At 45.1% G+C, this 20,067-nt stretch carries 30 protein-coding genes; 3 read left to right on the top strand and 27 right to left on the bottom strand.

Features of this window, described 5'->3' with window-relative positions; all coding sequences use genetic code 11:
- Positions 1-19 precede the first annotated feature (19 nt).
- The 14 genes from OCY70_RS29995 to OCY70_RS29930 form a co-directional block, all read right to left on the bottom strand.
- On the bottom strand, positions 20-346 hold the full coding sequence (locus OCY70_RS29995) for a Mor transcription activator family protein (RefSeq protein ID WP_213431483.1): 327 nt from the start codon (positions 344-346) through the stop codon (positions 20-22).
- A 51-nt stretch (positions 347-397) separates the two neighbouring features.
- On the bottom strand, positions 398-1,135 hold the full coding sequence (locus OCY70_RS29990; RefSeq protein ID WP_213430780.1) for a peptidoglycan recognition protein family protein: 738 nt from the start codon (positions 1,133-1,135) through the stop codon (positions 398-400).
- Positions 1,132-1,554, bottom strand: coding sequence for a hypothetical protein (locus tag OCY70_RS29985; RefSeq protein ID WP_213430781.1), 423 nt, complete (start codon positions 1,552-1,554; stop codon positions 1,132-1,134). The genes OCY70_RS29990 and OCY70_RS29985 overlap by 4 nt, the downstream gene beginning before the upstream one ends.
- Entirely contained in the window at positions 1,551-1,778 is a 228-nt protein-coding gene (locus tag OCY70_RS29980; protein WP_213430782.1) for a hypothetical protein, read from the bottom strand. The genes OCY70_RS29985 and OCY70_RS29980 overlap by 4 nt, the downstream gene beginning before the upstream one ends.
- A 242-nt stretch (positions 1,779-2,020) precedes the next feature.
- Complete coding sequence (locus tag OCY70_RS29975) at positions 2,021-2,719, bottom strand: ATP-binding protein (RefSeq protein ID WP_249725571.1); 699 nt, start codon at positions 2,717-2,719, stop codon at positions 2,021-2,023.
- A gap of 34 nt (positions 2,720-2,753) precedes the next feature.
- The gene (locus OCY70_RS29970) at positions 2,754-3,116 is read right to left on the bottom strand and encodes a hypothetical protein (RefSeq protein WP_163979858.1); all 363 of its coding nucleotides are present in this window, start codon (positions 3,114-3,116) and stop codon (positions 2,754-2,756) included.
- Positions 3,103-3,516, bottom strand: a complete 414-nt coding sequence (locus tag OCY70_RS29965) for a regulatory protein GemA (RefSeq protein WP_213431523.1) — start codon at positions 3,514-3,516, stop codon at positions 3,103-3,105. Before OCY70_RS29965 ends, OCY70_RS29970 begins: the two co-directional genes overlap by 14 nt.
- Before the next feature lie 14 nt (positions 3,517-3,530).
- The gene (locus OCY70_RS29960; RefSeq protein WP_213431524.1) at positions 3,531-4,166 is read right to left on the bottom strand and encodes an ABC transporter permease; all 636 of its coding nucleotides are present in this window, start codon (positions 4,164-4,166) and stop codon (positions 3,531-3,533) included.
- Positions 4,163-4,450: an AbrB/MazE/SpoVT family DNA-binding domain-containing protein gene (locus tag OCY70_RS29955; RefSeq protein WP_213431564.1), complete on the bottom strand. Its 288-nt coding sequence runs from the start codon at positions 4,448-4,450 to the stop codon at positions 4,163-4,165. The genes OCY70_RS29960 and OCY70_RS29955 overlap by 4 nt, the downstream gene beginning before the upstream one ends.
- Entirely contained in the window at positions 4,447-4,788 is a 342-nt protein-coding gene (locus OCY70_RS29950) for a hypothetical protein (protein ID WP_261945014.1), read from the bottom strand. Before OCY70_RS29950 ends, OCY70_RS29955 begins: the two co-directional genes overlap by 4 nt.
- 14 nt (positions 4,789-4,802) lie before the next feature.
- Positions 4,803-5,786, bottom strand: a complete 984-nt coding sequence (locus tag OCY70_RS29945) for an AAA family ATPase (RefSeq protein ID WP_213431507.1) — start codon at positions 5,784-5,786, stop codon at positions 4,803-4,805.
- 15 nt (positions 5,787-5,801) lie between these two features.
- Entirely contained in the window at positions 5,802-7,874 is a 2,073-nt protein-coding gene (locus OCY70_RS29940; RefSeq protein WP_261945015.1) for a Mu transposase C-terminal domain-containing protein, read from the bottom strand.
- Positions 7,875-8,036: 162 nt separating this feature from the next.
- Positions 8,037-8,324: a hypothetical protein gene (locus tag OCY70_RS29935; protein WP_213431227.1), complete on the bottom strand. Its 288-nt coding sequence runs from the start codon at positions 8,322-8,324 to the stop codon at positions 8,037-8,039.
- 84 nt (positions 8,325-8,408) lie between these two features.
- Positions 8,409-8,621 carry an XRE family transcriptional regulator gene (locus OCY70_RS29930; RefSeq protein WP_213431228.1) on the bottom strand — a complete coding sequence of 71 codons (213 nt, stop codon included), beginning with the start codon at positions 8,619-8,621 and terminating at the stop codon, positions 8,409-8,411.
- Positions 8,622-8,821: 200 nt separating this feature from the next.
- On the opposite strand from OCY70_RS29930, the gene OCY70_RS29925 reads away from it, so the two are divergent.
- A complete protein-coding gene (locus OCY70_RS29925) occupies positions 8,822-9,697 on the top strand; it encodes a S24 family peptidase (protein WP_213431229.1) in 876 nt (291 codons plus the stop codon).
- Between the two features lie 369 nt (positions 9,698-10,066).
- Here the strand turns inward: OCY70_RS29925 and OCY70_RS29920 are convergent, their stop codons facing one another.
- From OCY70_RS29920 to OCY70_RS29865, 12 genes are all read right to left on the bottom strand, one after another.
- Entirely contained in the window at positions 10,067-10,252 is a 186-nt protein-coding gene (locus tag OCY70_RS29920; RefSeq protein ID WP_213431230.1) for a hypothetical protein, read from the bottom strand.
- Positions 10,253-10,415: 163 nt separating this feature from the next.
- Complete coding sequence (locus tag OCY70_RS29915; RefSeq protein WP_213431493.1) at positions 10,416-11,207, bottom strand: hypothetical protein; 792 nt, start codon at positions 11,205-11,207, stop codon at positions 10,416-10,418.
- Positions 11,208-11,273: 66 nt separating this feature from the next.
- Complete coding sequence (locus tag OCY70_RS29910) at positions 11,274-11,549, bottom strand: pyruvate-formate lyase-activating enzyme (protein WP_249725695.1); 276 nt, start codon at positions 11,547-11,549, stop codon at positions 11,274-11,276.
- Positions 11,546-11,896: a hypothetical protein gene (locus tag OCY70_RS29905; protein WP_261945016.1), complete on the bottom strand. Its 351-nt coding sequence runs from the start codon at positions 11,894-11,896 to the stop codon at positions 11,546-11,548. Before OCY70_RS29905 ends, OCY70_RS29910 begins: the two co-directional genes overlap by 4 nt.
- A gap of 94 nt (positions 11,897-11,990) precedes the next feature.
- Positions 11,991-12,356 carry a helix-turn-helix domain-containing protein gene (locus OCY70_RS29900; RefSeq protein WP_213427521.1) on the bottom strand — a complete coding sequence of 122 codons (366 nt, stop codon included), beginning with the start codon at positions 12,354-12,356 and terminating at the stop codon, positions 11,991-11,993.
- Positions 12,343-13,278, bottom strand: a complete 936-nt coding sequence (locus tag OCY70_RS29895; RefSeq protein ID WP_213427520.1) for a hypothetical protein — start codon at positions 13,276-13,278, stop codon at positions 12,343-12,345. The genes OCY70_RS29900 and OCY70_RS29895 overlap by 14 nt, the downstream gene beginning before the upstream one ends.
- Positions 13,279-13,409: 131 nt before the next feature.
- On the bottom strand, positions 13,410-14,081 hold the full coding sequence (locus OCY70_RS29890) for a hypothetical protein (protein ID WP_213427519.1): 672 nt from the start codon (positions 14,079-14,081) through the stop codon (positions 13,410-13,412).
- Positions 14,082-14,103: 22 nt separating this feature from the next.
- Positions 14,104-14,535 carry an ORF6C domain-containing protein gene (locus OCY70_RS29885; protein ID WP_213427518.1) on the bottom strand — a complete coding sequence of 144 codons (432 nt, stop codon included), beginning with the start codon at positions 14,533-14,535 and terminating at the stop codon, positions 14,104-14,106.
- Complete coding sequence (locus OCY70_RS29880) at positions 14,528-15,427, bottom strand: hypothetical protein (RefSeq protein ID WP_213427517.1); 900 nt, start codon at positions 15,425-15,427, stop codon at positions 14,528-14,530. Before OCY70_RS29880 ends, OCY70_RS29885 begins: the two co-directional genes overlap by 8 nt.
- A 74-nt stretch (positions 15,428-15,501) precedes the next feature.
- Positions 15,502-15,729, bottom strand: coding sequence for a hypothetical protein (locus OCY70_RS29875; protein WP_213427516.1), 228 nt, complete (start codon positions 15,727-15,729; stop codon positions 15,502-15,504).
- An 82-nt stretch (positions 15,730-15,811) separates the two neighbouring features.
- Positions 15,812-16,135 carry a DUF771 domain-containing protein gene (locus OCY70_RS29870; RefSeq protein ID WP_213427515.1) on the bottom strand — a complete coding sequence of 108 codons (324 nt, stop codon included), beginning with the start codon at positions 16,133-16,135 and terminating at the stop codon, positions 15,812-15,814.
- 56 nt (positions 16,136-16,191) lie between these two features.
- Positions 16,192-16,407 carry a helix-turn-helix transcriptional regulator gene (locus OCY70_RS29865; RefSeq protein WP_213427514.1) on the bottom strand — a complete coding sequence of 72 codons (216 nt, stop codon included), beginning with the start codon at positions 16,405-16,407 and terminating at the stop codon, positions 16,192-16,194.
- 159 nt (positions 16,408-16,566) lie between these two features.
- Here OCY70_RS29865 and OCY70_RS29860 point away from each other — a divergent pair, with 159 nt between their 5' ends.
- Entirely contained in the window at positions 16,567-17,508 is a 942-nt protein-coding gene (locus OCY70_RS29860; RefSeq protein ID WP_213427513.1) for a S24 family peptidase, read from the top strand.
- Positions 17,509-17,573: 65 nt separating this feature from the next.
- Entirely contained in the window at positions 17,574-18,761 is a 1,188-nt protein-coding gene (locus OCY70_RS29855; protein ID WP_213427512.1) for a site-specific integrase, read from the top strand.
- A gap of 49 nt (positions 18,762-18,810) precedes the next feature.
- Here the strand turns inward: OCY70_RS29855 and OCY70_RS29850 are convergent, their stop codons facing one another.
- Positions 18,811-19,959, bottom strand: a complete 1,149-nt coding sequence (locus OCY70_RS29850) for a hypothetical protein (protein WP_213427511.1) — start codon at positions 19,957-19,959, stop codon at positions 18,811-18,813.
- Positions 19,960-20,067 lie beyond the last annotated feature (108 nt).

Here is a 20,067-nt window from a genome sequence, read left to right as displayed (position 1 = left end):
TTCCCCGATTTTTCGCCCCTCATTTTAGCTCGTCATCATCGAAAAGTTGGAGTTGATTCTCATCCCTCCGTGGAGAAACTGGAAGGATGCCGTCACAAATTTCTCTCACTCTACGTTCACTCAGTTCATACTTCTGTGCGATCTCTCGATGGTTATATCCATCATACTCTTGAATGATCCGCCTGTCACGTACCCGGCGGAAGAAGAAATCCAATGTGGGGATGTACACATGATCCCCTCCGGCCTTGCTGGCCAGCGTAATTAGGTTATCTAATCCTATCCATTCAGCATACTTACGGTATGGCATGGGCAGCATATCTGGCGTTAGCTCATCGAGCCATTCCATCCGGCGGATCACCTCCTAATTATAGCAGATAATCAAAAATGTCAATGCTCATTATGCTGAATGCCCTTTTTCCTTCCGGTATTGGATAGTTAGCAGTCGCCAAAAATCATAACTGCCTTTCAACGTTGACATTTCCTTTTCGTAGTAGGCTGCTGCTTCCTTTGCCCATGTTGGAGGATCAATTTGTTCCACTAAGTCCTTCAGACGTTTGCTTTGTTCCTCAACTGTTTTCTTCAGCTTGTCAAACTCAGCTTTTTCTTCTCTTGTCATCGGTTCTTCATCCTTTCTCGTTTCAGATTTGAGGTTCGATTTGACCATTTCAATGAATGAGTACCATCCTGTCCACTTACCGCCATCGTACATGAGCCTTGGGCATATCTTTCCAGACCAATCAAAGTGACGCCTTAATCGTTCAACACCCCATCCACGTTCTTGTAGCATGTGGGCAACGAGCTGCGCAGCATTGTTAAGAGTCTTCTGGTAATTCCCCGACTCGCATATTTCAATTCCGATACTCGTCCTATTGCCGGATTTCATGGTGCTGCCATCTCCTGCATGCCATGCATTTTCAGTCAAAGGAATGCATTCTACTGCTTCATTTTCGTCGATTGCGATGTGAAAAGAAGCTACGCGATCATTCTCAGGATTTGTCAACCAACCGCGTTCATTTGCAGCGCTGCTTGTTGAATTTCCAGTGTTGTGTATGGTAATCGTTGTCGCGTCCATTGGGTATCCAGGGCGACGATTCTTCATTGTATTTTTCGGGATGTGATCCTTACGATAGATCATCCTGCGACACTTCCTTTACGGCTTGTAATCTCTATTACTTCATTGTTCTTGATCAAATGTCTCTTTAACGAACCAAAAGAATACCAACGATGATCATGATAGGTATATTTCTGTGCTGCTGCGTCCCTGTAATATTTCTTGCTTACTTTTTTAGCACTTTCTAGTTGTTTTCTAGTGAAAAGTTGCTTCGTGATAGGCCGCATGAATCTGCGTCGTTCTTCGCAATCATCAATTATCCATGAGCCCTTAACAGTTCCATCGATATACACTGCAATGCCGTTCTTGAACGGGGTAACCCTCTCAAGAACCAATGTTACTGGGTAACCATCACAATTTAATTCCACAGGGTAGTGCAGATGTCTCAAGTTCTTTTCAACGGTTTTCCAGTCTTCAATTGTCATACTGCTTGTTGGCTTCATTTTTCCACCTCCTCAAAGTTGATCTCAAAAATATGCCGATGCAATTGGATCGAGGATACCTTTCTATCCATCGGCTGCTTGCGAAGTTGATTCGCTAGACTCTCCAAGCTAACCGCCATAGTACCAGCAGTAGGAAATGCCTTGGAGAAGTGGACGAAGCATCGATTCGGATCGGGTGGGGCTGCAATTAACACTGGTACTGGCTTCGGTTTACGCTTTGTCATTCGCTTCTCCTTTGCCACTTTTCTTGATAATAACGACATGATTAGTCTATCTGTACCATTCGCCGCCCTTTTTAAGATACTTACCGTTGTATCCGATTTGAGGCGCAAGAATAGCAACGTCATTTCCTCTATAGTGTCTAGGCTTCATTGCGTCGAGTCGCTTACGCTCCGCTTCTAGTTGTTCTGGAGTCAGGGTGTAAGCATGAACTTTTTTGTAGTCAACCATAGTAAGCGCCTACCTTTCAGAAATCCTTAAATCGGTAATCCAAGGCAAGTGGGTCTTCGCCCTCATTTAACAACATCTTGCCCAGAAACTTCTTTCCTCTAGGGCTAACAGTACGCTCAAATAGCCGTCCAGCTGTCGCCTTTGACAGAAACCCGATCAGTTCTGCGAAATATTCGCTCGTGTAGACGATAGGGAGTTGCTTTCGATAACGGTAATCAACGATGCCGTAAAACTCCCGAATCCAGGTGTCTTTCTGGCTTTCCTTGCAAATGTCATCTACAACCAGCAGGTCACAATTGTATATATTTTGCCGAATTTCCTCGATCATATAAGAACTTTCTGGGTCGTTGTAATGAGAAAACCATTCTGTAAACGACTGTACCCAATTAAAGAAAAGGGGATGTATACCGTGTTCGATCAATGGCGCAACTGTTGCAGTTATTAGGTGCGTCTTGCCACTGCCAGGAGTCCCTAGTATCCCCAACCAAGGAACTCCTTTTAAATCCTTTCCCTTTAGAACTCGTGCAATCAGTCCATCAGAATATTCACGCGCCAGTTCATATGCAGCGACAATACGAGAATCCAAGCCTTCTAAATTAAAATTGTCAAATGTTTTGAGCAAGGCATCTTCACTCATGTTGGTAGTTTTCATGATCCGTTTTAGTTTCTTAGACTTCATACATTCGCATTGATAAGCCACATTACGTTCAGGCACTAATATAACACCCTCGTCTCGACACTTTAGGCAATCATAGGCCAGAGAGTCTTCTGCGGAAGGCTTCTTCGGCGCTGATATCGCGTTTGCCCTGGCTGCTTGAAGGCTTCTGAACAGATCGGCTACGCTCTCTTTCGATTTCTGCATGAACAGCACCACCTTTCAGGAGATTACGGAGGATGCCCCGCGTGTAGTTCTCCTTGATATTTGGATACTTTTCCATGTGGATGGATAGCGCCCTAATGACAAGGGTAGGTTCATACTTCGCCCAATACTCATATTCGCGCTGCTTGATTCCATCAGAAATCTTCCCTGTTGTTCGTGTCCATCGGATCGTATCCCAATAAGCTTCAATGGTTTCCTGTTGAGCTGGAGAATACCGCTCATGATGTTCCATGGCTTCTACGACCTCCTTCCATTGTTCGCCGTTTCATGGCCTTCAATGATTCGATGACATTACTTGCTTGGGAAGGAGAAAGATAGCTGGTATGGCTAACGCCTTGCTGCTTCTCCAAGAACCCTCGAAGCCTACGAGGATCAGTGTTCCAACCTAATTCTTTCGCCAGCTTGTTGATTTGCCATATCTGGTTGGGAGTCGCCCGCGTTGATGGCTTGCCTTTGCCGAGTAGTTGATTCAGCCTATCAATTACTTTGATGCCCTGAGACTTACTTAATGCTTTGATGCTATTTGATCCCGTAACTGAATGAACCATGTCATGCAGTTCGTCATTATTAATTTGGGCTTGCTTGGCAAGCCCAAATATGTTCTTCATCTGCGGATAGGTGATCTTGTCCATGAGTAACCGTCTCCTCACGTATCTTTGTTGATCTCAAGCCCCACACTGATGCTGTCTTCCACATATACCGCGTTTCTGATGATGTCGATTTGTTCCTTGGATAGTTGACCAAAGAAACGCTCAACAAGCTCGCCATTCTTAACCATTCTGATTGCATCGAGCTCTTCTTCAAGCTCACCAGTCACGCCAACACTCTCTAGGAGCTGCTTGTCCTTCAGATATTCACCTTTGAGTTTCTTCTTCAATGCCTTGATTACTTTATCGCTAAGACCAAGCTCACTCAGGATATACTCGATAGTCACGTCCGTTGTGTATTCAGCCTTGTAGAGCGCGATGAGAGCTGCCTTGAATCGTGAATCTGTCTCATACTTGACTTCTTGCTTACGGCTGACCTTCGATAGAGCTACTTCACCGAGTACGTTAATGAGGTTGTCATAGTTATCGACTTCGAACTTTTCCTTGTACACTACGTTGAAGCGGCCGCTCTCACCAGTGATCTGGAAGAAAGAAAGATTCTTATTGTCCATCTCCACATAGGCCGCTGTGGTGAGTTCTGCCTTGATGGAATCCACCCGTTTCTTGCATTCCTTCATCTGCTGTTCCAAGGCGATTGCTTCGTCAACCTTTTGCATCAATGTTGCTGTGTTCATTCCGCTTCAGCTCCTTCGAATGCGTTAGCAACTCTTCGATCTGAAACCTCAGCATCCATGCCTTGCACACAACAGGAGCATATGAAACGTCCACGGAACACTATCAATTCCTTGTCAGATTGACAAAACATACAGTTCCCTTGCGTTCGTTGAAGCAGAATAGTTCCATCTTCACCATCAACATGAATGCTAAACTTCTCACCGTCTGACAGCCCGTATTCCCGGCGAAGTGCTGCCGGGAACGTAATAGAGCCGTGTTTACTCAATTTCTTGCTGAAATTCATAGCGCAATTAATTCCTCCTCGTAATAAGTTTCTGTCGGTTCACCATTATGGAACACAACCACTTGACCATGTTCTCTATACTGGCGATCCGCATCTATGATGGACATTTCCTGTACATCCGTGTTTGCTTGCTGCATGTTCAGCCACTCCTTTCTGTCCATGATTTCGCGGTTGTAGACGACGAAGAAAGGATTCGATTTCAACGCTTCTTGAACTTCCAGTTCATCCAATCCAGCCACAATGGCAGCTGGACGAATTGGAACGGGCAGTGTCACGTGACCAAGGAATGTGTGCAAGCGTGCGATAGATTCAGTGCGAGTCAGGTTTGTTCTATTCATGTCGGATCATCCTCCTATAGCATCATCATATTGCTGGCTTGAGTGATAATTTCAGCAGTGATAGGAGGAGTGGACTCTCCACCTACAGAATCGGAATTTCGCATGTTTATGACCCGAATAATATTGTTCACTGTTCGGTCTAGCAGACGGAAGCAACCATTTTTATTGTTCGTGGCGCGGACGATTAGTTCTTGAATTGCGCTTTCTTCGATATTGAAGTGACCAAGGTAGTTTCGCACCTCATTGGAAGAGAGCCCCTTTAGCGATACATAAAAATCAACTCTATTTGCAAACCGACTGATATACCCTTTGATTTGCGCTTCAAGCTTCGGTTCACCAGCGATGATCATTCCGACGTCTGATTGATCGAATATCCCGCGCAGTATCTCCATTTTCTTCTGGCTGTATTTACTGACCAGCTTGTCCGCCTCATCGATGATGAGCAAATAACCAGGATTGCAATTGAAAAATTCACGTATTCCATTTACACGCTCCCAGATCGACCCATACCCGTTGGGCAGTCCGAGCGCTCTTTCAATGGCCTTAACTAGATCGCGTTGTCCCATCGTATCGTCGCACTCGATATATGCGACCTTCGGCGAACGAGCGTAATATTTAAGAGTGTGCGTTTTCCCATATCCTGATTTACCAACGATGATTCCCAATCCGGTGAAAGCTTGGCAGGATTGGCATGCCCCAATGATGGCCGTTGCATCTCGACTCTCCACAAATGATGGTTTCACCAGTGTATTGGCTGATCGCGTACTTGTCGCTGCCACTTCTCCACCCATAGATGAGATGAAGCTTGATATTGCTTGTTCGATATCTGTTGGATCAGAAGGGTACTTCCCATTGATATATTGAGATAGTGCTGGACGTGAATAGTTGACTTCTCTCGACAATTCCGTGATTGTCATTTTGTTGTTATCCATGATGGCCTTGAGTTGCATTGCCAGTGGCGTGCCACCTTGAATGGTATAGAGTGCTGGTGCTTCCATTCCAATTCCTCCTCATTAACCAAGCTTGCGAAGCTCTGCAAGAGCTTTTTCTGCTTGCTTCTGATAAAAGTCATCCGCTTCGTTATTTGCCTTAGCTGTCTTACGTGAACGAAGTTCATCCTTAAATTGCTTATCATCAGGCATTGCAACAAGCTTCGTAGAGCCTTGCTTCTGCGTAGAATCGTTCTTGAATATGAAGCCAGCAACATCATTGCCATAGCCCTGATATTGTGGATCGCGTTCTTCAAGCGGCGTTGTGTAATACGCTAGTTCGTCCTTTGTCTGCCGTAGCTGACGCTTCTGCATCTTCAAGTGATCTTCCAGTGCCTTCTGAGGCATCTTCGGGGCGATGAGCAGTAATTCTTGGCTGTATGCTTCGCAAATTTTGTCCCCATCCGTCGTATATACATAGAGCTTGGTAACATCGTTCTGATCCCATTTGATATCTACCTTGTCACCGATATAATGACAGAGCTCATCAGCGCGATATTCATAACCGAACTTCTTAATTCCGATGTTCCGAACTAGGACACGCTCAGCCTTCATCATCAAGATGGTTGCATATGACTTCGGTGGCGGCGCCTTCTCATAACGTTCTGCTTGCTGGAATACCTCAAGCGGCGTATGCCACTTATCGCCTTGTTCCTTCAGGCCACTATGAAATGAGCGATGATACTCGTCGCGCCACTCGCACCAGAGGGCATAGAACTCATCGAGTGTCAACAGCTCGTCTCGTTCCAGCATCTTCGGAATATCCTTATTGACCTTGGCTGCCGTCTTGGAACCTGTGAGAGTCCCCGTGTAGCTGCCAAGCCACTTTTCAAACTTACTGATCAGAGTACCGAAGAAACGTTCAACTTGTGCCTTCGACCACGGTTGATACGGAAGACTTCTCATATCATCCTGGATGCCGATGCTGCGATAGAAGCCTTTTGTTTCACTGTCGAAGCTCACACGTTCGTTCCGCTTACGTCCGGTCATCGTTTCAGCCGTGTAGTCTTTCCCGTTGTCGATTAGTAGCCACTCAGGAACGCCGCCAATCTCGTTGTACAACATATTTAGCAATGATTGCTTCAGCACTTGCGAATTAGCCCTGACACAGATCACATCGCCTACGATACAGCGGCTGCGAGTGTCTAGCCATGCCACCAATTGTGGTTTAACAGCTTTTGATTTGCCGTTCGGGTATGTATATTTCACCCAGACATCGAATGTATGCTCGTCACCCTGCACAAGCCCCATAATCGGCAATGCCTTTATATTTCGTGATGCTTTTACCATTCGTTGGTTCTTAAATTCACGCATTCCTTTTTCAGCTAACAATCTTGCATTTTTGCCGCGCTTAACATCCATCAGATATCCAATATAGCGAGCGACCGTTGGATATGAAGGGATATCCCAACAGTTCATTGACCCAATCTTCATGAGTTTTCCATATAACATCTCAATCGTTCCGTTGTTACTTGCGAACACTGGTTCGAACCACAAGTTTTCAATGAATGCCCTGACTTCAGGTGTAAGCGAAGGAAAAGTATGCTTCTGTTTTGGCTTCCGACAGAGCGCAAGTACCTTGAAGAAGTCATAGTTCTTTCCGTCTTGTTTGTTCATTTTCAGTGCCCAGGCACTTGCTTCAAGATAACTTTGGGAATGTCGGTAAAGTGTTCTCTGACTCATACCGTTCGCTTTAGCGAAACTACCTGCGAATTCAGTACGATCACGATCACCGTAATTCAAAAATTCGTGGATGATTTTCGATAATTCAACAGCTTCGTAGTACGCTTTGCTGTTCTTTTCGATGTATTCAGCAAGATCGGTGTAGATGTACCACGGGATTTCTTCTGTTTTAGCACGCTCACTGATGATTATGTCCTCTCCCTGTATGTTTTGAGCTTGTTTGTAGGCTCGACGCGCCTTCTTGGAGAGGGATGAAAGCGATACGAGAACGCGGGGTTTCCCGCCGCTTGTGGAAGCTGGTTCTGTTCTAGTGAGATAAACGTCTGGATGTCTGTTGACCCGAGAAGTTAGCCCTTTGTAGGATATTCCCTCAAACCCAGCCGCCTCTTCGAGCGTGATGTATATTTCCACCAAACGGCCTCCTCCTTTCCTAAATGGAACGTGACTGTGTTATAATGGAGGGGAATCAGGTTTGCGTGATGATTCGACCGGGGGCGGCTCATTCCAGTGAGTCGTTCCTTTTTTGTGTCCGAATCATCTGATTATCCCTCCGTAGGATGAATATCGCTTCGCGCGTCACTTTCCATTCAAATGCTTGTCATACGAAGCGCTGTGATCGCTATATCGCTTTTCCAGTTCCTTGTAGAGCTTGGACAATGCTTCGCGTCTTGATTCAAGCGCGGTTATTTGTACCGATAGGTTTCCGATCTCGGTTGCAAGCGGCTCGGCCATATCAGATAGTTGCTTCATCGTATCCAGTTCCATTTGCAAAAGTGCTTGCCGTTTCGCTTCGTCAACACCTGGGCAATGTTCGTACCAAAGAGTGACAGCATTCGCCCACGATTTAAATGTAGGCTTTTCCATCCAATCATCTCCTTCAATAGAGTCTCAACAAAGATAGAGAAGAGGCGTTCTCCATCCCTTCATAGAGGAGTCTTATGTAGGGGGTTATTCCGCTTTTTGTTCGAGGTATTTGATGCCGAGGATTTTTTCAACTTGTTCACGGTAACGGGTTGCTTTGCGAGCGCCAGTAATCAGATCACCCAGACGATTTTCCGGGATGTCATACTTATGGCAAAACTCGCGTTGATCCATCTGTATCTCGGCCAACCGCTGTTTGATCATCCAGCCGAACGCCGTGATCGGCCTCTTGCGTGCCATCCTATCACCCTTTCTTTTTCGACAATCTTAGAGATAGCCAACTTACTAACAATATTGATATAATTCTGTTGGGAGTCTACCGCCCACACCATCATAATACTAACAATATTCAGTATAGTCAATAATAAAATTGCTATTTGTCAGTATAATTTGCTGAATGACAGAAAATTGCTGTCATTTGTTAGAAGGAGCGACCGCAAATGTTAGAAACGATTGGCCAACGAATTCGCCATCTCAGAAAACAAGCTGGAATTTCGATGGATAGCTTGGCAGGAGGGATTGGTTCGAACTCAGGAACGATTACTTATTGGGAAAATGACAAGAGGCTTCCTGGAGCAGAATATATCATTGCTCTGGCGAAGTTCTTTAATGTAACGACGGATTGGATTCTAATAGGGGGGAATGGGCAGACACCTAAGAGCGAGCAGATAGAGCCAGCTCTTTTTTTTGATGAAAAACGGGAAGTAGTTTCCCATTTCGACAGTTTGATAGATTCGCTAGGCGAGCAGGATCGTGCATTCATTGATAGATTCATAAAGTTGGCTCTTTTAGAGAAACGACAAGAGGGCGGCGAAGTGCAGGCAACTAGAAACGAGTCAGCTGCGGTTCCGAACCTAGAGAAGTCCAAGGAGCTACCGGTCGTGAAAGAGGTTGCTGCCAGTCACAAATCGCCGAGCGCGATCCCGATCCTCGGGAGAGCTGCTGCCGGTGTGCCAATCGAACTGGTGAGATTTATTGAAGGATACCTTCGCGTGTCAGAGAAATACAGAAATTGTTTTGCTGTTCGAGTGGATGGCGAATCGATGATTAATGCAGGGATTGAGAATGGCGGGTATGTTGTCGTGCGCCAGCAGTCATGTGTCGATAACAATGACATCGCTCTGGTGAAAGTGGATGACGGTGTGACGATCAAACGCTTCAAGATGCATAACGATCTAGCCTATCTCATTTCCGAAAACGACGGCATGCAGGATATGGTCTACGATCCAAAGGTGAAAGACATGCAGATTTTAGGATTGGTCGTCGATATAATCAGACCTGAAGAAGCTCCGAATCTGGTTGTCGAAGAGCTGTAATTTTAGAGGTTTTCTCTGTCCCATTGAAGCACTGAAGTTTTGCACACAGGAAACACCCCTAAACCCTTGCCACGACTGCAATGGGACAGCTTTTTCTCATTTATTCCGAAATGTCCCTTTGCTCGTTTCATTTGCAGAATTGCAAAACCGCTTTTTTCAGAGGTTAGAAACGCTCCGAAACCGCGTCATTACGCCAATTCTGCACAATTCTGCACAACTATACGAATTGCAGAATTGACTTTAGTCATTTTTGAGCGGTTTTACGGCAATTATCCAAATGTTTTTAACGCATTACTCGCCGCGCGTTAATCACCAAATCTTTTGATGCGCTTGGATTTCGCCTTTTTTTCGTTTTTAAATTTACGTCGATTAACGCTCATTAACGGTGCCGTTACAACGCCGTGCCGCTTTTTTATCCCGTTCCAAACGTGGTACAGTAGCATCAAGACAGAAAATAAAGAAAAAAAAGCGCTGAATCCCTTGTGTTTCAAGGCTTTCGCGCTTTTTTTTCATCAAATCCCCTATCATTTCCGCTCGTTTTGTTATTCTCATCATTTTTGTCACAGCTCTTCTTGTCCCATCCCACGAAATCCCTAGTAGAATCGGGTTTTTTCGCGTTTTCCCGTTTCTTTTTTTGTCATCTCGTCTTTGTCATTTATTTTGAGAGAGTACACCCGATTCTCTCGAGCAGCGCATTCACTTCTGTGAGCTTCAATCCTTACTGCCCCCTTTCAAGAGCTTGGAGTTCTTCCGGACTTAACCGCCCTCTTGCTCTTGGTTGTTGATTATTCATCCTCTGCAACTTCTGCTTGGCTTCCTCATCAGTTGCCCCTCTTAATATTCCGAAGGTATAATCCTCTTTCGCTTTACTCAATTTCTCACTGCCCATATGTGTCTTTATTGCATATTCAACTCGGATAGGAGAATAGCGGGCGAACTGCTCGTAAACTTTTATGAATATTCCATCGCTTAATTTCTTCCCTTTCCTCATGTTCGCTATAAACTCAAAATAGCTGTCGATGAGTTCTAGCAATTCCGGGTTGTAGCGGGAGCGGAAATTTTCAATTTGCGCGGATATATTATTATTCTTTTCATTCTTATCATTCTTGTTTATATCCAACGACTGTTTCCCGACTGTTACTTTCATGTCATCATCAGCCTGATAAATGTCCCATGATACAAGGGAAATCATTGTATATTTCCTGTTACCCGAATCGACCGTTATCATGCCCTCTTTCTCGAGCCACTCCAGGACCGATGAGACAGTTTTAACGTTGGGTTCCTTCCATATGCCGCGCTCATACCAACCAACACCCTTGGCAATGTTTCTGAGGGATGTCATATGTTGCCCAGGGAAAACTTTGACCCTGTTTCCGTCCCTCATCGGGATCTCGTTTTCGTGATGGTTAACCATGTATTTCAGGTATTGCCATATCCGGTGATAGAGAGGGGGCATTGACCAAATATCACTTTCAAGCTCCTGCCTGTAATCTTTAATCCACCCCGCCATTCAATCACCTTCTGTCCCAGTTAGATTTAAGTAGAACCCTATTCACTTTATCCTCCAAAGGCAGCTTCAAATAAGCGCTCCATTGCGCTCTCGTCCTTGTCCAGGATGCGATACACGATCTGAGTGAGCATAGAAGTCGTAACATTCCTCTTTATCAACGCCTTGCAAGGCAGAATAGAGCCCGTTTGCAAGAGACTCAAGATCCCCCTTTAGCGGGAAGGCTCGCCAATTGAATCCAAGGTGATGATACTTGCCCTGGAACTCTGCTGTATCCCGCTTCGGATATGGGTTCATGAAGTAGAGAAGCTCAATTGTTTTTGCCCGCTCCAGTCCCGCCGTCATTTCGAGGTTCCCCCTTCATCGGCAGTCGAGAGAAGGGCTGCTTCCTGAGATTTCATTATTTTCCTTAGATAGAAATACCCTTTAACAAAACCATTTACGAAGTATTCCTCGTGTTCAAAACTAGCGAGATTGTTTATCTTGTCCTCTAGATCAAAAGATTGCTCTCCAATATCTTTGTCCACTAAATTAGAGAGATTATCTAAAGCTGAATACAGTTCAGCCTTCGCTTCTGCAACGGCTGGACATGTTCTTCCTTCTACCTTTCCTACATCTCGAAACATTGCTGTAGCGATTTCTCGAATCAACATTTCAGTTTCAAAATCTATAATTACCGAATTATTCCCCATTATCGACACTCTCCCGTATGGGTTCCCCTTGCACAACATGAAATGATTATGTATAATGTTGCGCAAAGGGATACCTTTTAATTGGATTTTCGCCTTAACGTCCCGCCAAAGACAGGTTAAGGTGATTTTTATTTTCCGTGCTTGGTGTAACGCCAAAATACAGATGATTAACAGATAACCGATAAAGTCCACTGAACACTACCATTAATTGATGTGGCATTCTCCGGCTGTCTTCCTCGTACCTCTTGAGCCGCTTTACAGACACGCCCGTTCTTTCCGATACCTCTTCATATGACATACGCATATTTTGCCGTGCGTCCCGCAGCGTAAGCTTGCCTCTCTGCGCTTTATTAACCCATTGACTTACTTCGTCCTCCAGCTCTGCAATATCCCTGTCTATCGTCTCTGGAGATGTCCCAAGCGCCTGCATATCCTTTATAATCTCATCAATGGTCCGCATCGTTCTCCACCACCCTCAGCTCAGGCTTGTTTGGTATCATATTAACTACGTCCCCATACTCATCAACTTCAGCCGTGTATGTCTGTAGTGGCTTCCCGGTGATGTCCTCAAGCAATTTGAATGAATCGAAGGCCTCTTCCCCTGTTTGTCGCTTGTATTCCTCTTTAACTATGAAAAAGTGTTCCATCCAGGCATCATGAAGATAATAATCGAAGTCCGCTTCGATACGCTTCAGAACAATAAGATCCTCAAAAGTATCAAAGTCAATCTCTTCCGGAATATCCGCTACTCTACTTACATATGACTCGATTGGGCTTCCATCCGAATATCTCAAAGACTTATCCACCGTGACTACTTGTAAGAAGTCATCACGCTTCATCTTGCGCCCATCTGAGAATAAGCCCTCAATTAGTACCCAATAGTCGATTTCTCCCTCAAAAAGCTCCTCTTCCATAACTCCTTTTAGCATTTCCCTGTACGCTGTAATAGTGGGGTCCACTTCGCAATATTTTTCTTTGAATCGCTCTTTAGCTTGAATGTCGATCTGCTTCAACTCTCCAAGCAGCTTCTTTAGAACAGCTTTTTCTTTGTTGAACCGCCTTACTATTTCTCTAAGTTTTCGAGAATGAATACGAAGTGTAACCAGCGGGTTCATCATTCCATAAGAGTCCATTTCGGCCAATTTATCGAAGTCATATTTCTCACTCAGGTTCTTAGCCTCTCTTTTGCAAATCTCTACTTCTTCAGGCTTCATATTTTGAATGAAGAACTTAACAAAAGAGCCGGTAATTTGTCTCTTGCACTCATAGAGTTGTACTTGTGATTCCTTCAGGCAGTTTAAGAAGGTTTTCGATTTCTCGTTAGCTTCTTTCGCCCAAGCATTCAATTTCATTTTCAATTCAGCTTTCGATAATGTGGTCATACATATCTTCCCTTCCGAATGATATTTTTTATGATTACAGCATGCTGCAGAGGGCTTCGGTTGAACCAAAGGCGGGCAAGATGTTCGAGAGTCATTCCTATTCCCCTCCTAAAATTTCTCTAGCAAATATGTCATTGAATCGGATGTAGAATACCGTATTGGTTGCGATAAACTCCATTGGTTGCACATAGTAACCTTGCGAGCTTATCCAGGCGTTCCTCCTGCACCCTAGCCTTTCTCGCCTTCATTTTTTCCCCTACACGTTTTAACTGCACCGAATCACCGCCTGCATCCCCAGCTTTAATAAATATCCCTTCCTTCGCTTCCTCTAAATCATCGAGGTCAAGGGTTCGAATAAAACGAATCAGAGCTTCTTCGTGTTCATTCATTTGCAACGGTCCGACGCCTTTTGTATCAAGGTAATCTCTAGCCTCTTGAATAGCTTCGCATGGAAGGACTCCGCTTTCGAAATTCACATCGTAGAGTCGGCTTGAAATCATAATCTCAATTCGATGCTTGGAAATGTGGCTTGAAAACTCGACATCTGAAACATTAAAACCGAATTCAGATTCCCCTAAGTAAATAACAACGGTTCCCGCTGCTCTCTCGGTATTGTCAGACTCAAGGTATTCAGCTTTTACCGGTTGCGGAGCTATGGTAAAAAGAGATTCTAAGTATGGATCGCGTTCAAGGGCGTCTGTCGTCCAAAATTCCAAGTTACACAATGCACCATGTTTCTGAATAACTTCAAACAAGCTGATTATTTCGCTGGCACTTGAATCTTTCCATTGAATTGTTTTCATTCGGAAACTCCTCTCTTTCTTGTCAAATATATTCCTTAGGATCGAATGACTTGGCAAACTCAACTGCTTTTTCGAAGTCAATCCGTTTGATATGAATATACTTGCTCACTCCGAAATGTCGGTTCATCTTTCTCCAGATCATTTTCCGGTACTTACCAACAAACTTTGTGAACTGTGCCTCTTCGACTCCTGGTGTCATCTTTGTAAGTTCAATGGAACGTGTAACTGTCGCTTGAAATAATTCATCAATCTCGGACGGAAGCAGTCTGTTCTCGTCACGGATTTCCTTCGCCAGTACTTCGACTTTAGCTGCGGTCTCCAAAACATTAGCTTCAACCTTTTTCATCTGCGACAACATCACTTGCATTGCGGCTCCTTGTTCTTGCTGGCGCTTAAACGAATGTTCCAAAAACGAATAGACATCGCCTTGGTTTTGTACCAATAGATTACTCATGCAAATTACCTCCTATTATCCGGCCATTCAGTGCCGCCTTGATTTGAGTTGTGAAATTCTCCAACATTTCGATACTTTCAAACATCATTTCTTTTACTGCAGGATCTGCCTTAGCTAATGCCCCCTGCATATAGCCTGTGATAGCCGTCTTCTCAAGAAGGCGTGTAATGTGTACTCGAAGCTCGAGAACGTTATAGTCGGCCTCGTGTTGAAGTTTCTGGCGCTGACGTTTCGCTTCATCTTCGTCATAATCGGACGTGTCTCGGAGTTTGAGAGCCTCAAGCTCTTGCTCCGCCTTTTTTAGAAGATTAGCCCGAAGTTCAAGCTGCTGCTCCAGTTCTTTGACTCGTTGTAGAATTTCTGGAGAATCCGAGGCCCCTTCTTTTCTCATAGCATCAAGTTGTGCTAGAAGCTTTTCTCGCTCATCGGAATGCTGTTGGATTGCCGTTTGTTTTTCCATTTCAGCCTGTTTAGCACGTCGTTCGGCCTCCGCCTTTAATTGCTCTTCTTCAATCCTTTTCTGTACTTCTTTAAGCTGTCTAACCGTCGCTTCGCTGACATCAACTTTGGATTCGACCTTCTGCCTCAAATCCGGTTCCATTCTGGCGAGCAGTAAGGACTTACTGTGGCCTAATTGCCGATACGTATCGGCAAAGTGTGTCTCACCAAACGATTCCGCTATTTGAATTCTCTGATCCATAAAATCGCGCTTGGTTTTCCATGCCGTTTCGCAATAGTTATCAAATGAAGAATAACCAAGTTCTTTGTACAAGCGCTCATCCCTGATCCGCTTCACTTTCATTATGAAGCTGTATGCGAATCGTTCAGATACCTTGAAGTCCGCCACTGCTTGTTCATGAAGTTCATTCGCCAATACACAAAGACTATTCAACTATCTCCCTCACCACCTTAGCTGCCATCATTTTCGCTCACGGAATCAATGACCTCGTGCACCGCTAGGTCATCTTATTGCGTTCTTCTGTATCGTTCAGGCGGTACAAAATGAGAAACCATTCCGGATCTTTTCTTTTCGGCCTTTATCTGCTTGAGAATGCATGAAACCCTAGAGCATACCAGCTCCGGGCCGATCTCCCATGCTTCCTGACCGAAAACAATAGCCCTGCGGCATGCTGGGCAGAAGTCGATTATTTCTTCTACGACAGCCGTATCCTGTACATCTGGCAACTGCATCATTTCTATAGCCCTCCTATTAATTTAGTCATCACTTCATGCCTGCTTGCCAGGGTGTCGGTTGAGGCTACACCCTTTCCACTAGTCACCCAACGCCAGCCCGCATAGGCTTGCCGTTAAGCTCCTGAAAATGCTTGTCCAAGAATGCCCTCATTCCTGCAGCCCTGAACATCCAGCGGCCGTTGTCGCAGCCGTTCGTAATAAGCTTCATTTCTTCTTTGAATCGTGGATTAAGAAGTATGTTCTCGATCAACCAATCCCGCTTACGGCATGTTTCGGCTTCAAGCCTCTTCAAATCCCACCAGGTGCCCGCGCCAGTTTCTTCAACCAAGCGCTTGACTTCTTCTTTTGCAAGTCGTTGTACAAAGTCTTTGTCTACAATCACTTGAAAAATTGGGGAAGAGTTCAACTTCGTACCCCCCTTCTGAATGTATGTACACTCACTAACGAGCCAGACTAATCTGTCTAGTTAATTTCAAAAAAAATATCCGATGGATCATCAACCTCTAATATTTTGCATAACTCAATAAGATGGCTCGCCGAAGGACGAACAACCCCTCTCTCCCACCTTGATATAACAGTAAAATCCTTTTGTTTCTTAAACTGCTTTCCTAATCTTTCTTGCGTGTAACCTGACTTTTTACGCAGTTCGCGTAGCTTGTTGGGGTGCTTCTCCGCCACTGTCTCACCTCCTAACTATGAACTAGACTGTTTTGTCTAATGTGAAGATAGCACACGTGTTTGGGGCTTGTCAAGACAGACAAATCAGGCTAGTATGTATCTAGGCATATTTGTCTAGCCTATTTGTAAAGAGTCTTTTTATTTAAGGAGTGAAACGAGTTGACTTACTCAGAGATATTAAAAGAGTATATCGCTAATTCAGGAAAAACATTGGAACAGATTGTAAAAGAATGCGAAGATCGTGGTGTCACAATTCACTCAACATATATTAGCAAACTCCGACTAGGCCAACGCCCCGCTCCTGATGATTCTATATCGCGAGTCCTTGCAGAAGTTACTGGCGGGGACCCCGAGCCTTTGATAGCTGCCGGCTACATTGAACGCGCTCCTGAAGAGGTGCGTGGAGTAATCTCTCACTATTTAAGTAAACTAGATTCTTACACTGCGTATGTAGCTGCATTCACTGTAGATTATGAGAAATGGGGTGATATGACAAATGAGGAGATCTCGAAGGAAATCTCGGATCAAGTTCAAAAAATAAAAAATATCCCCTACGAGGAAAGAATCGATTTTGTTATCAACCATTATAACAGAATTGTGTTTTCTCACCCGCATTTGCTAAAAAATATTGGGGAAGAAGCTGGAATAGACCCTGAGCGAATCAATAAAACAATTAGAACTATTCAAGAAGGTTCGATAAATAGAATTAAACTTTTGGACTTGAGAACCGGTGAGGAAGGGTATGAATGGGTGCCGACCAGCAAAATTAGATTCGGCCAATACATTTATATAATCGCAGATGACGATAGCATGGCCGGGGCCGGTATTAACACAGGCGCAAAACTGTTTTGTCAAATAGATGGCGATGGCGTAATAGATGAAGATGAGGGAAGTTTCATTATTTCTGATGGGAAAATTTACGCTTTGACCTATAATGAGGAAGTACTAATTAGACGAGTTTTCAAAACGAACACGGGATATATACTGCAATCAGAAAATTCCAAATATCCTCCAATTACAATTACCGCCGCCGAGGAAGCCGAGTTTGATTTTATTGGTATTGTTAAGTCAGTCGAGTTTTCATTAGATACTGATAACTAAAAACAACTAGCTTGATCCTCCAAGCTAGAGCGTTACAACATTCATCAATTATGGGAGGGCAGAATATGGCAAGTTTCCAGAAGTACAAAACCAAAGACGGTTACAAGTGGATGTACAAGTATTATGGGGCAGTTGATCCCCTAACCGGGAAAAAGAAACCTTCAACCAAGAGGGGGTTTAATTCAAAAAAGGAGGCCCAACTGGATGCCGCCATAGTGGAGCTACAGGTAGCCAACGGAACATTTGTTAGCGAAAAGGATACTACGTTCTCGGAATTCGCTCCTAAGTGGCTCAAGATTTATAGCAGCACCAAGAATGTTAAAGTCTCCACAGTTCAATCAAGAGAAGTCTGTATTCGAAGACTGCTGAAGTCTTTTCAACACATTATGTTAAAAGATGTAACCAAGGAAATGTATCAAAACTACTTAATTTCTTTGAAGGAGAGTGGTTATTCAAAAGAGACGATCACAAGCACCCACGCCACTGCCAAGATGCTTTTCGGAAAGGCCCACGAATTAGATATAATCAAAGTTAACCCAACTGAAGGGGCAACAATCCCGGCTTTTACTAAAACTGTAGAGGAACTTGAAAAGTACGAAGAACTTCCGAAATATTTTGAGAAGGACGAATTGGTCCGTTTTCTCCAGACTGCAAAAGAACATGGGATGGATAAAGATTATGCTACTTTCCTAACCCTAGCTTATACAGGTATGCGCGTGGGGGAATTATGTGCCTTGAAGTGGAAGGATGTCAATTTTGAAGAGAAGAGCATAAGTATAACTAAGACTTACTGGAATAAGACAAATAACACCGCTAAATATACTTTGAATACTCCGAAAACAACAACCTCAAAGAGAGTGATATTAATAAATGACATGGTTGTAGAGGAATTAAAAAAATTGAAGGCCCTTCAAAATATAGTGAAGATGCAATACCGAAAAGAATACTACGACGGTGACTTCATCTTTGCAAAACTTACTAAATTTTATGGGTACCCGGAAAAACCGAAAGTGATTGAGCAGCGTTTGAAAAGATTACTCAAAATATCCGGTTTTAGTGACTCCCTTACCCCGCATTCCCTAAGACATACGCATACGTCACTTCTTGCCGAGGCTGGAGTAGGACTGACAGAAATCATGGAAAGACTTGGCCAAAAAGACGAGAAGATCACCCGAACTGTTTACCTACATGTTACCAAGCAATTAAAAAAGGATGCGGTCGATAAGTTTGATAAACTCATCAACAGCATCTAAGTATGGTCAAAATATGGTCACAGTATGCAAATACGCCTTATAACCGTTATTATATCAAGGTTTGTCTGGTTAGAGGTAAGACCATTTCCGTCTTCCCCGCCCCGGTCACGGCCCAGAGCAGAAAGGAACCCGCCACGGGTTGTCCCGAACCATGAGAACGTCCGCCATCGATGTCCCGCCGCACCGAAGCGATATACCGCAGCGCATCCCTACTGGCGGCCTCTTGGGCCGGAGCCAATCCCCATTTCGCGAGACGCGGTCCGAGATCTTCTTCTCGTCTCGCTGTCCCTGACGCTGCCGCCGGCGGGCGGAAGGAAGATCCTGCTACGAGCAGCGAGCAGGATCGAATGCGTCCCAGATTCAGACAGTGCGTGCAAGTCCGGCATTCCATGATGCCGCAGGAAGCGCAGGCGGATACCGTCATATCCTCCATGCTGCCGCATCGGTTGCACCGATATACGGCGGCGGAAGCCGTTCGCCAACGGGACATCGCCTTGCTTGCCCAGCGCTTGCCCTCTTCCTCCACCGGCATAATGCCCGCACGCACTTCCAGCCAGCCATGGAGACATCCCAGTTGAACGAACGTATGCCTGAGCGGAATCCATCCGTGCCAGCCCTTATCTTCCATAAGGGATACAAGCTCTTCGTCCGAGACGAGCCTGCCCTGCAGCGCTTCCGCCAACTGCCATGCATCCGCTTGCAGCGAAGCGCGCAGCACGCCGCCCGCCTCCGGCAACCGTTCAAGAGCGGGCGCCCGCCGGGTCGCTCTCTCTTCGATCCGGTACACTGCCGCGCTTTCCGCTACCTGATACGCCTCCTGCTGACGTTCCTTCACCGCCTGCGCATTCGGTTCTGTATCCGGCCCTTCCAATATCATCACCGTGAACCATTCCTCCTCCCCATGACGATCGGAATCGGTGAACAGATACAACAATTCACGATAGCTATGCAGCGCATCGCGGTAATATTTCGTCCACCCCCGCTTCCCCCACTGATCCATCTCCTCGCACTCGGCGAAGTCCTCAAGCATCGCCAACCCGATAAATATCGGCAGGGCAGGCTGGAGCACGACCAGCTTCATTCCTCTTCGCTTCCCTCTGTCCTCCGACAACCAGTAGCCTGCATCTACGCGCCAATCCAACGTCATCCCCATATGCCATCCGGTCTCCGTTCTTACGGCGTAAACTCTTACTTGCACCCGTTCCCTCTCCTTCCTTAATTCCACGGCGCCTGTGCATGTACTGTTGGAAGCACAGCCTCATCCCGGCCAATACCAACAGACAACAAAAAAGCACACCCCACCCGA

The organism is Paenibacillus melissococcoides (genome assembly GCA_944800085.1).
In the GTDB taxonomy this organism is placed as follows: Bacteria; Bacillota; Bacilli; order Paenibacillales; family Paenibacillaceae; genus Paenibacillus_B; species Paenibacillus_B melissococcoides.
Note: the sequence above shows the minus strand (reverse complement) of the source record. Positions and strands in the feature narration are given on the sequence as shown.

What these genes read in the sequence shown, in the direction of transcription:
- OCY70_RS29930 (WP_213431228.1), bottom strand. Translation starts at nt 8,621, where the DNA reads ATGGCACGCAAGAGGCCGATCACGGCGTTCGGCTGGATGATCAAACAG.
- OCY70_RS29890 (WP_213427519.1), bottom strand. Translation starts at nt 14,081, where the DNA reads ATGAAAACAATTCAATGGAAAGATTCAAGTGCCAGCGAAATAATCAGC.
- OCY70_RS29925 (WP_213431229.1), top strand. Translation starts at nt 8,822, where the DNA reads ATGTTAGAAACGATTGGCCAACGAATTCGCCATCTCAGAAAACAAGCT.
- OCY70_RS29970 (WP_163979858.1), bottom strand. Translation starts at nt 3,116, where the DNA reads ATGGAACATCATGAGCGGTATTCTCCAGCTCAACAGGAAACCATTGAA.
- OCY70_RS29935 (WP_213431227.1), bottom strand. Translation starts at nt 8,324, where the DNA reads ATGGAAAAGCCTACATTTAAATCGTGGGCGAATGCTGTCACTCTTTGG.
- OCY70_RS29990 (WP_213430780.1), bottom strand. Translation starts at nt 1,135, where the DNA reads ATGATCTATCGTAAGGATCACATCCCGAAAAATACAATGAAGAATCGT.
- OCY70_RS29895 (WP_213427520.1), bottom strand. Translation starts at nt 13,278, where the DNA reads ATGACCACATTATCGAAAGCTGAATTGAAAATGAAATTGAATGCTTGG.
- OCY70_RS29875 (WP_213427516.1), bottom strand. Translation starts at nt 15,729, where the DNA reads ATGATGCAGTTGCCAGATGTACAGGATACGGCTGTCGTAGAAGAAATA.
- OCY70_RS29915 (WP_213431493.1), bottom strand. Translation starts at nt 11,207, where the DNA reads ATGGCGGGGTGGATTAAAGATTACAGGCAGGAGCTTGAAAGTGATATT.
- OCY70_RS29960 (WP_213431524.1), bottom strand. Translation starts at nt 4,166, where the DNA reads ATGAACACAGCAACATTGATGCAAAAGGTTGACGAAGCAATCGCCTTG.
- OCY70_RS29900 (WP_213427521.1), bottom strand. Translation starts at nt 12,356, where the DNA reads ATGCGGACCATTGATGAGATTATAAAGGATATGCAGGCGCTTGGGACA.
- OCY70_RS29995 (WP_213431483.1), bottom strand. Translation starts at nt 346, where the DNA reads ATGGAATGGCTCGATGAGCTAACGCCAGATATGCTGCCCATGCCATAC.
- OCY70_RS29985 (WP_213430781.1), bottom strand. Translation starts at nt 1,554, where the DNA reads ATGAAGCCAACAAGCAGTATGACAATTGAAGACTGGAAAACCGTTGAA.
- OCY70_RS29910 (WP_249725695.1), bottom strand. Translation starts at nt 11,549, where the DNA reads ATGACGGCGGGACTGGAGCGGGCAAAAACAATTGAGCTTCTCTACTTC.
- OCY70_RS29955 (WP_213431564.1), bottom strand. Translation starts at nt 4,450, where the DNA reads ATGAATTTCAGCAAGAAATTGAGTAAACACGGCTCTATTACGTTCCCG.
- OCY70_RS29945 (WP_213431507.1), bottom strand. Translation starts at nt 5,786, where the DNA reads ATGGAAGCACCAGCACTCTATACCATTCAAGGTGGCACGCCACTGGCA.
- OCY70_RS29905 (WP_261945016.1), bottom strand. Translation starts at nt 11,896, where the DNA reads ATGGGGAATAATTCGGTAATTATAGATTTTGAAACTGAAATGTTGATT.
- OCY70_RS29885 (WP_213427518.1), bottom strand. Translation starts at nt 14,535, where the DNA reads ATGAGTAATCTATTGGTACAAAACCAAGGCGATGTCTATTCGTTTTTG.
- OCY70_RS29920 (WP_213431230.1), bottom strand. Translation starts at nt 10,252, where the DNA reads ATGATGAGAATAACAAAACGAGCGGAAATGATAGGGGATTTGATGAAA.
- OCY70_RS29965 (WP_213431523.1), bottom strand. Translation starts at nt 3,516, where the DNA reads ATGGACAAGATCACCTATCCGCAGATGAAGAACATATTTGGGCTTGCC.
- OCY70_RS29980 (WP_213430782.1), bottom strand. Translation starts at nt 1,778, where the DNA reads ATGACAAAGCGTAAACCGAAGCCAGTACCAGTGTTAATTGCAGCCCCA.
- OCY70_RS29855 (WP_213427512.1), top strand. Translation starts at nt 17,574, where the DNA reads ATGGCAAGTTTCCAGAAGTACAAAACCAAAGACGGTTACAAGTGGATG.
- OCY70_RS29950 (WP_261945014.1), bottom strand. Translation starts at nt 4,788, where the DNA reads ATGAATAGAACAAACCTGACTCGCACTGAATCTATCGCACGCTTGCAC.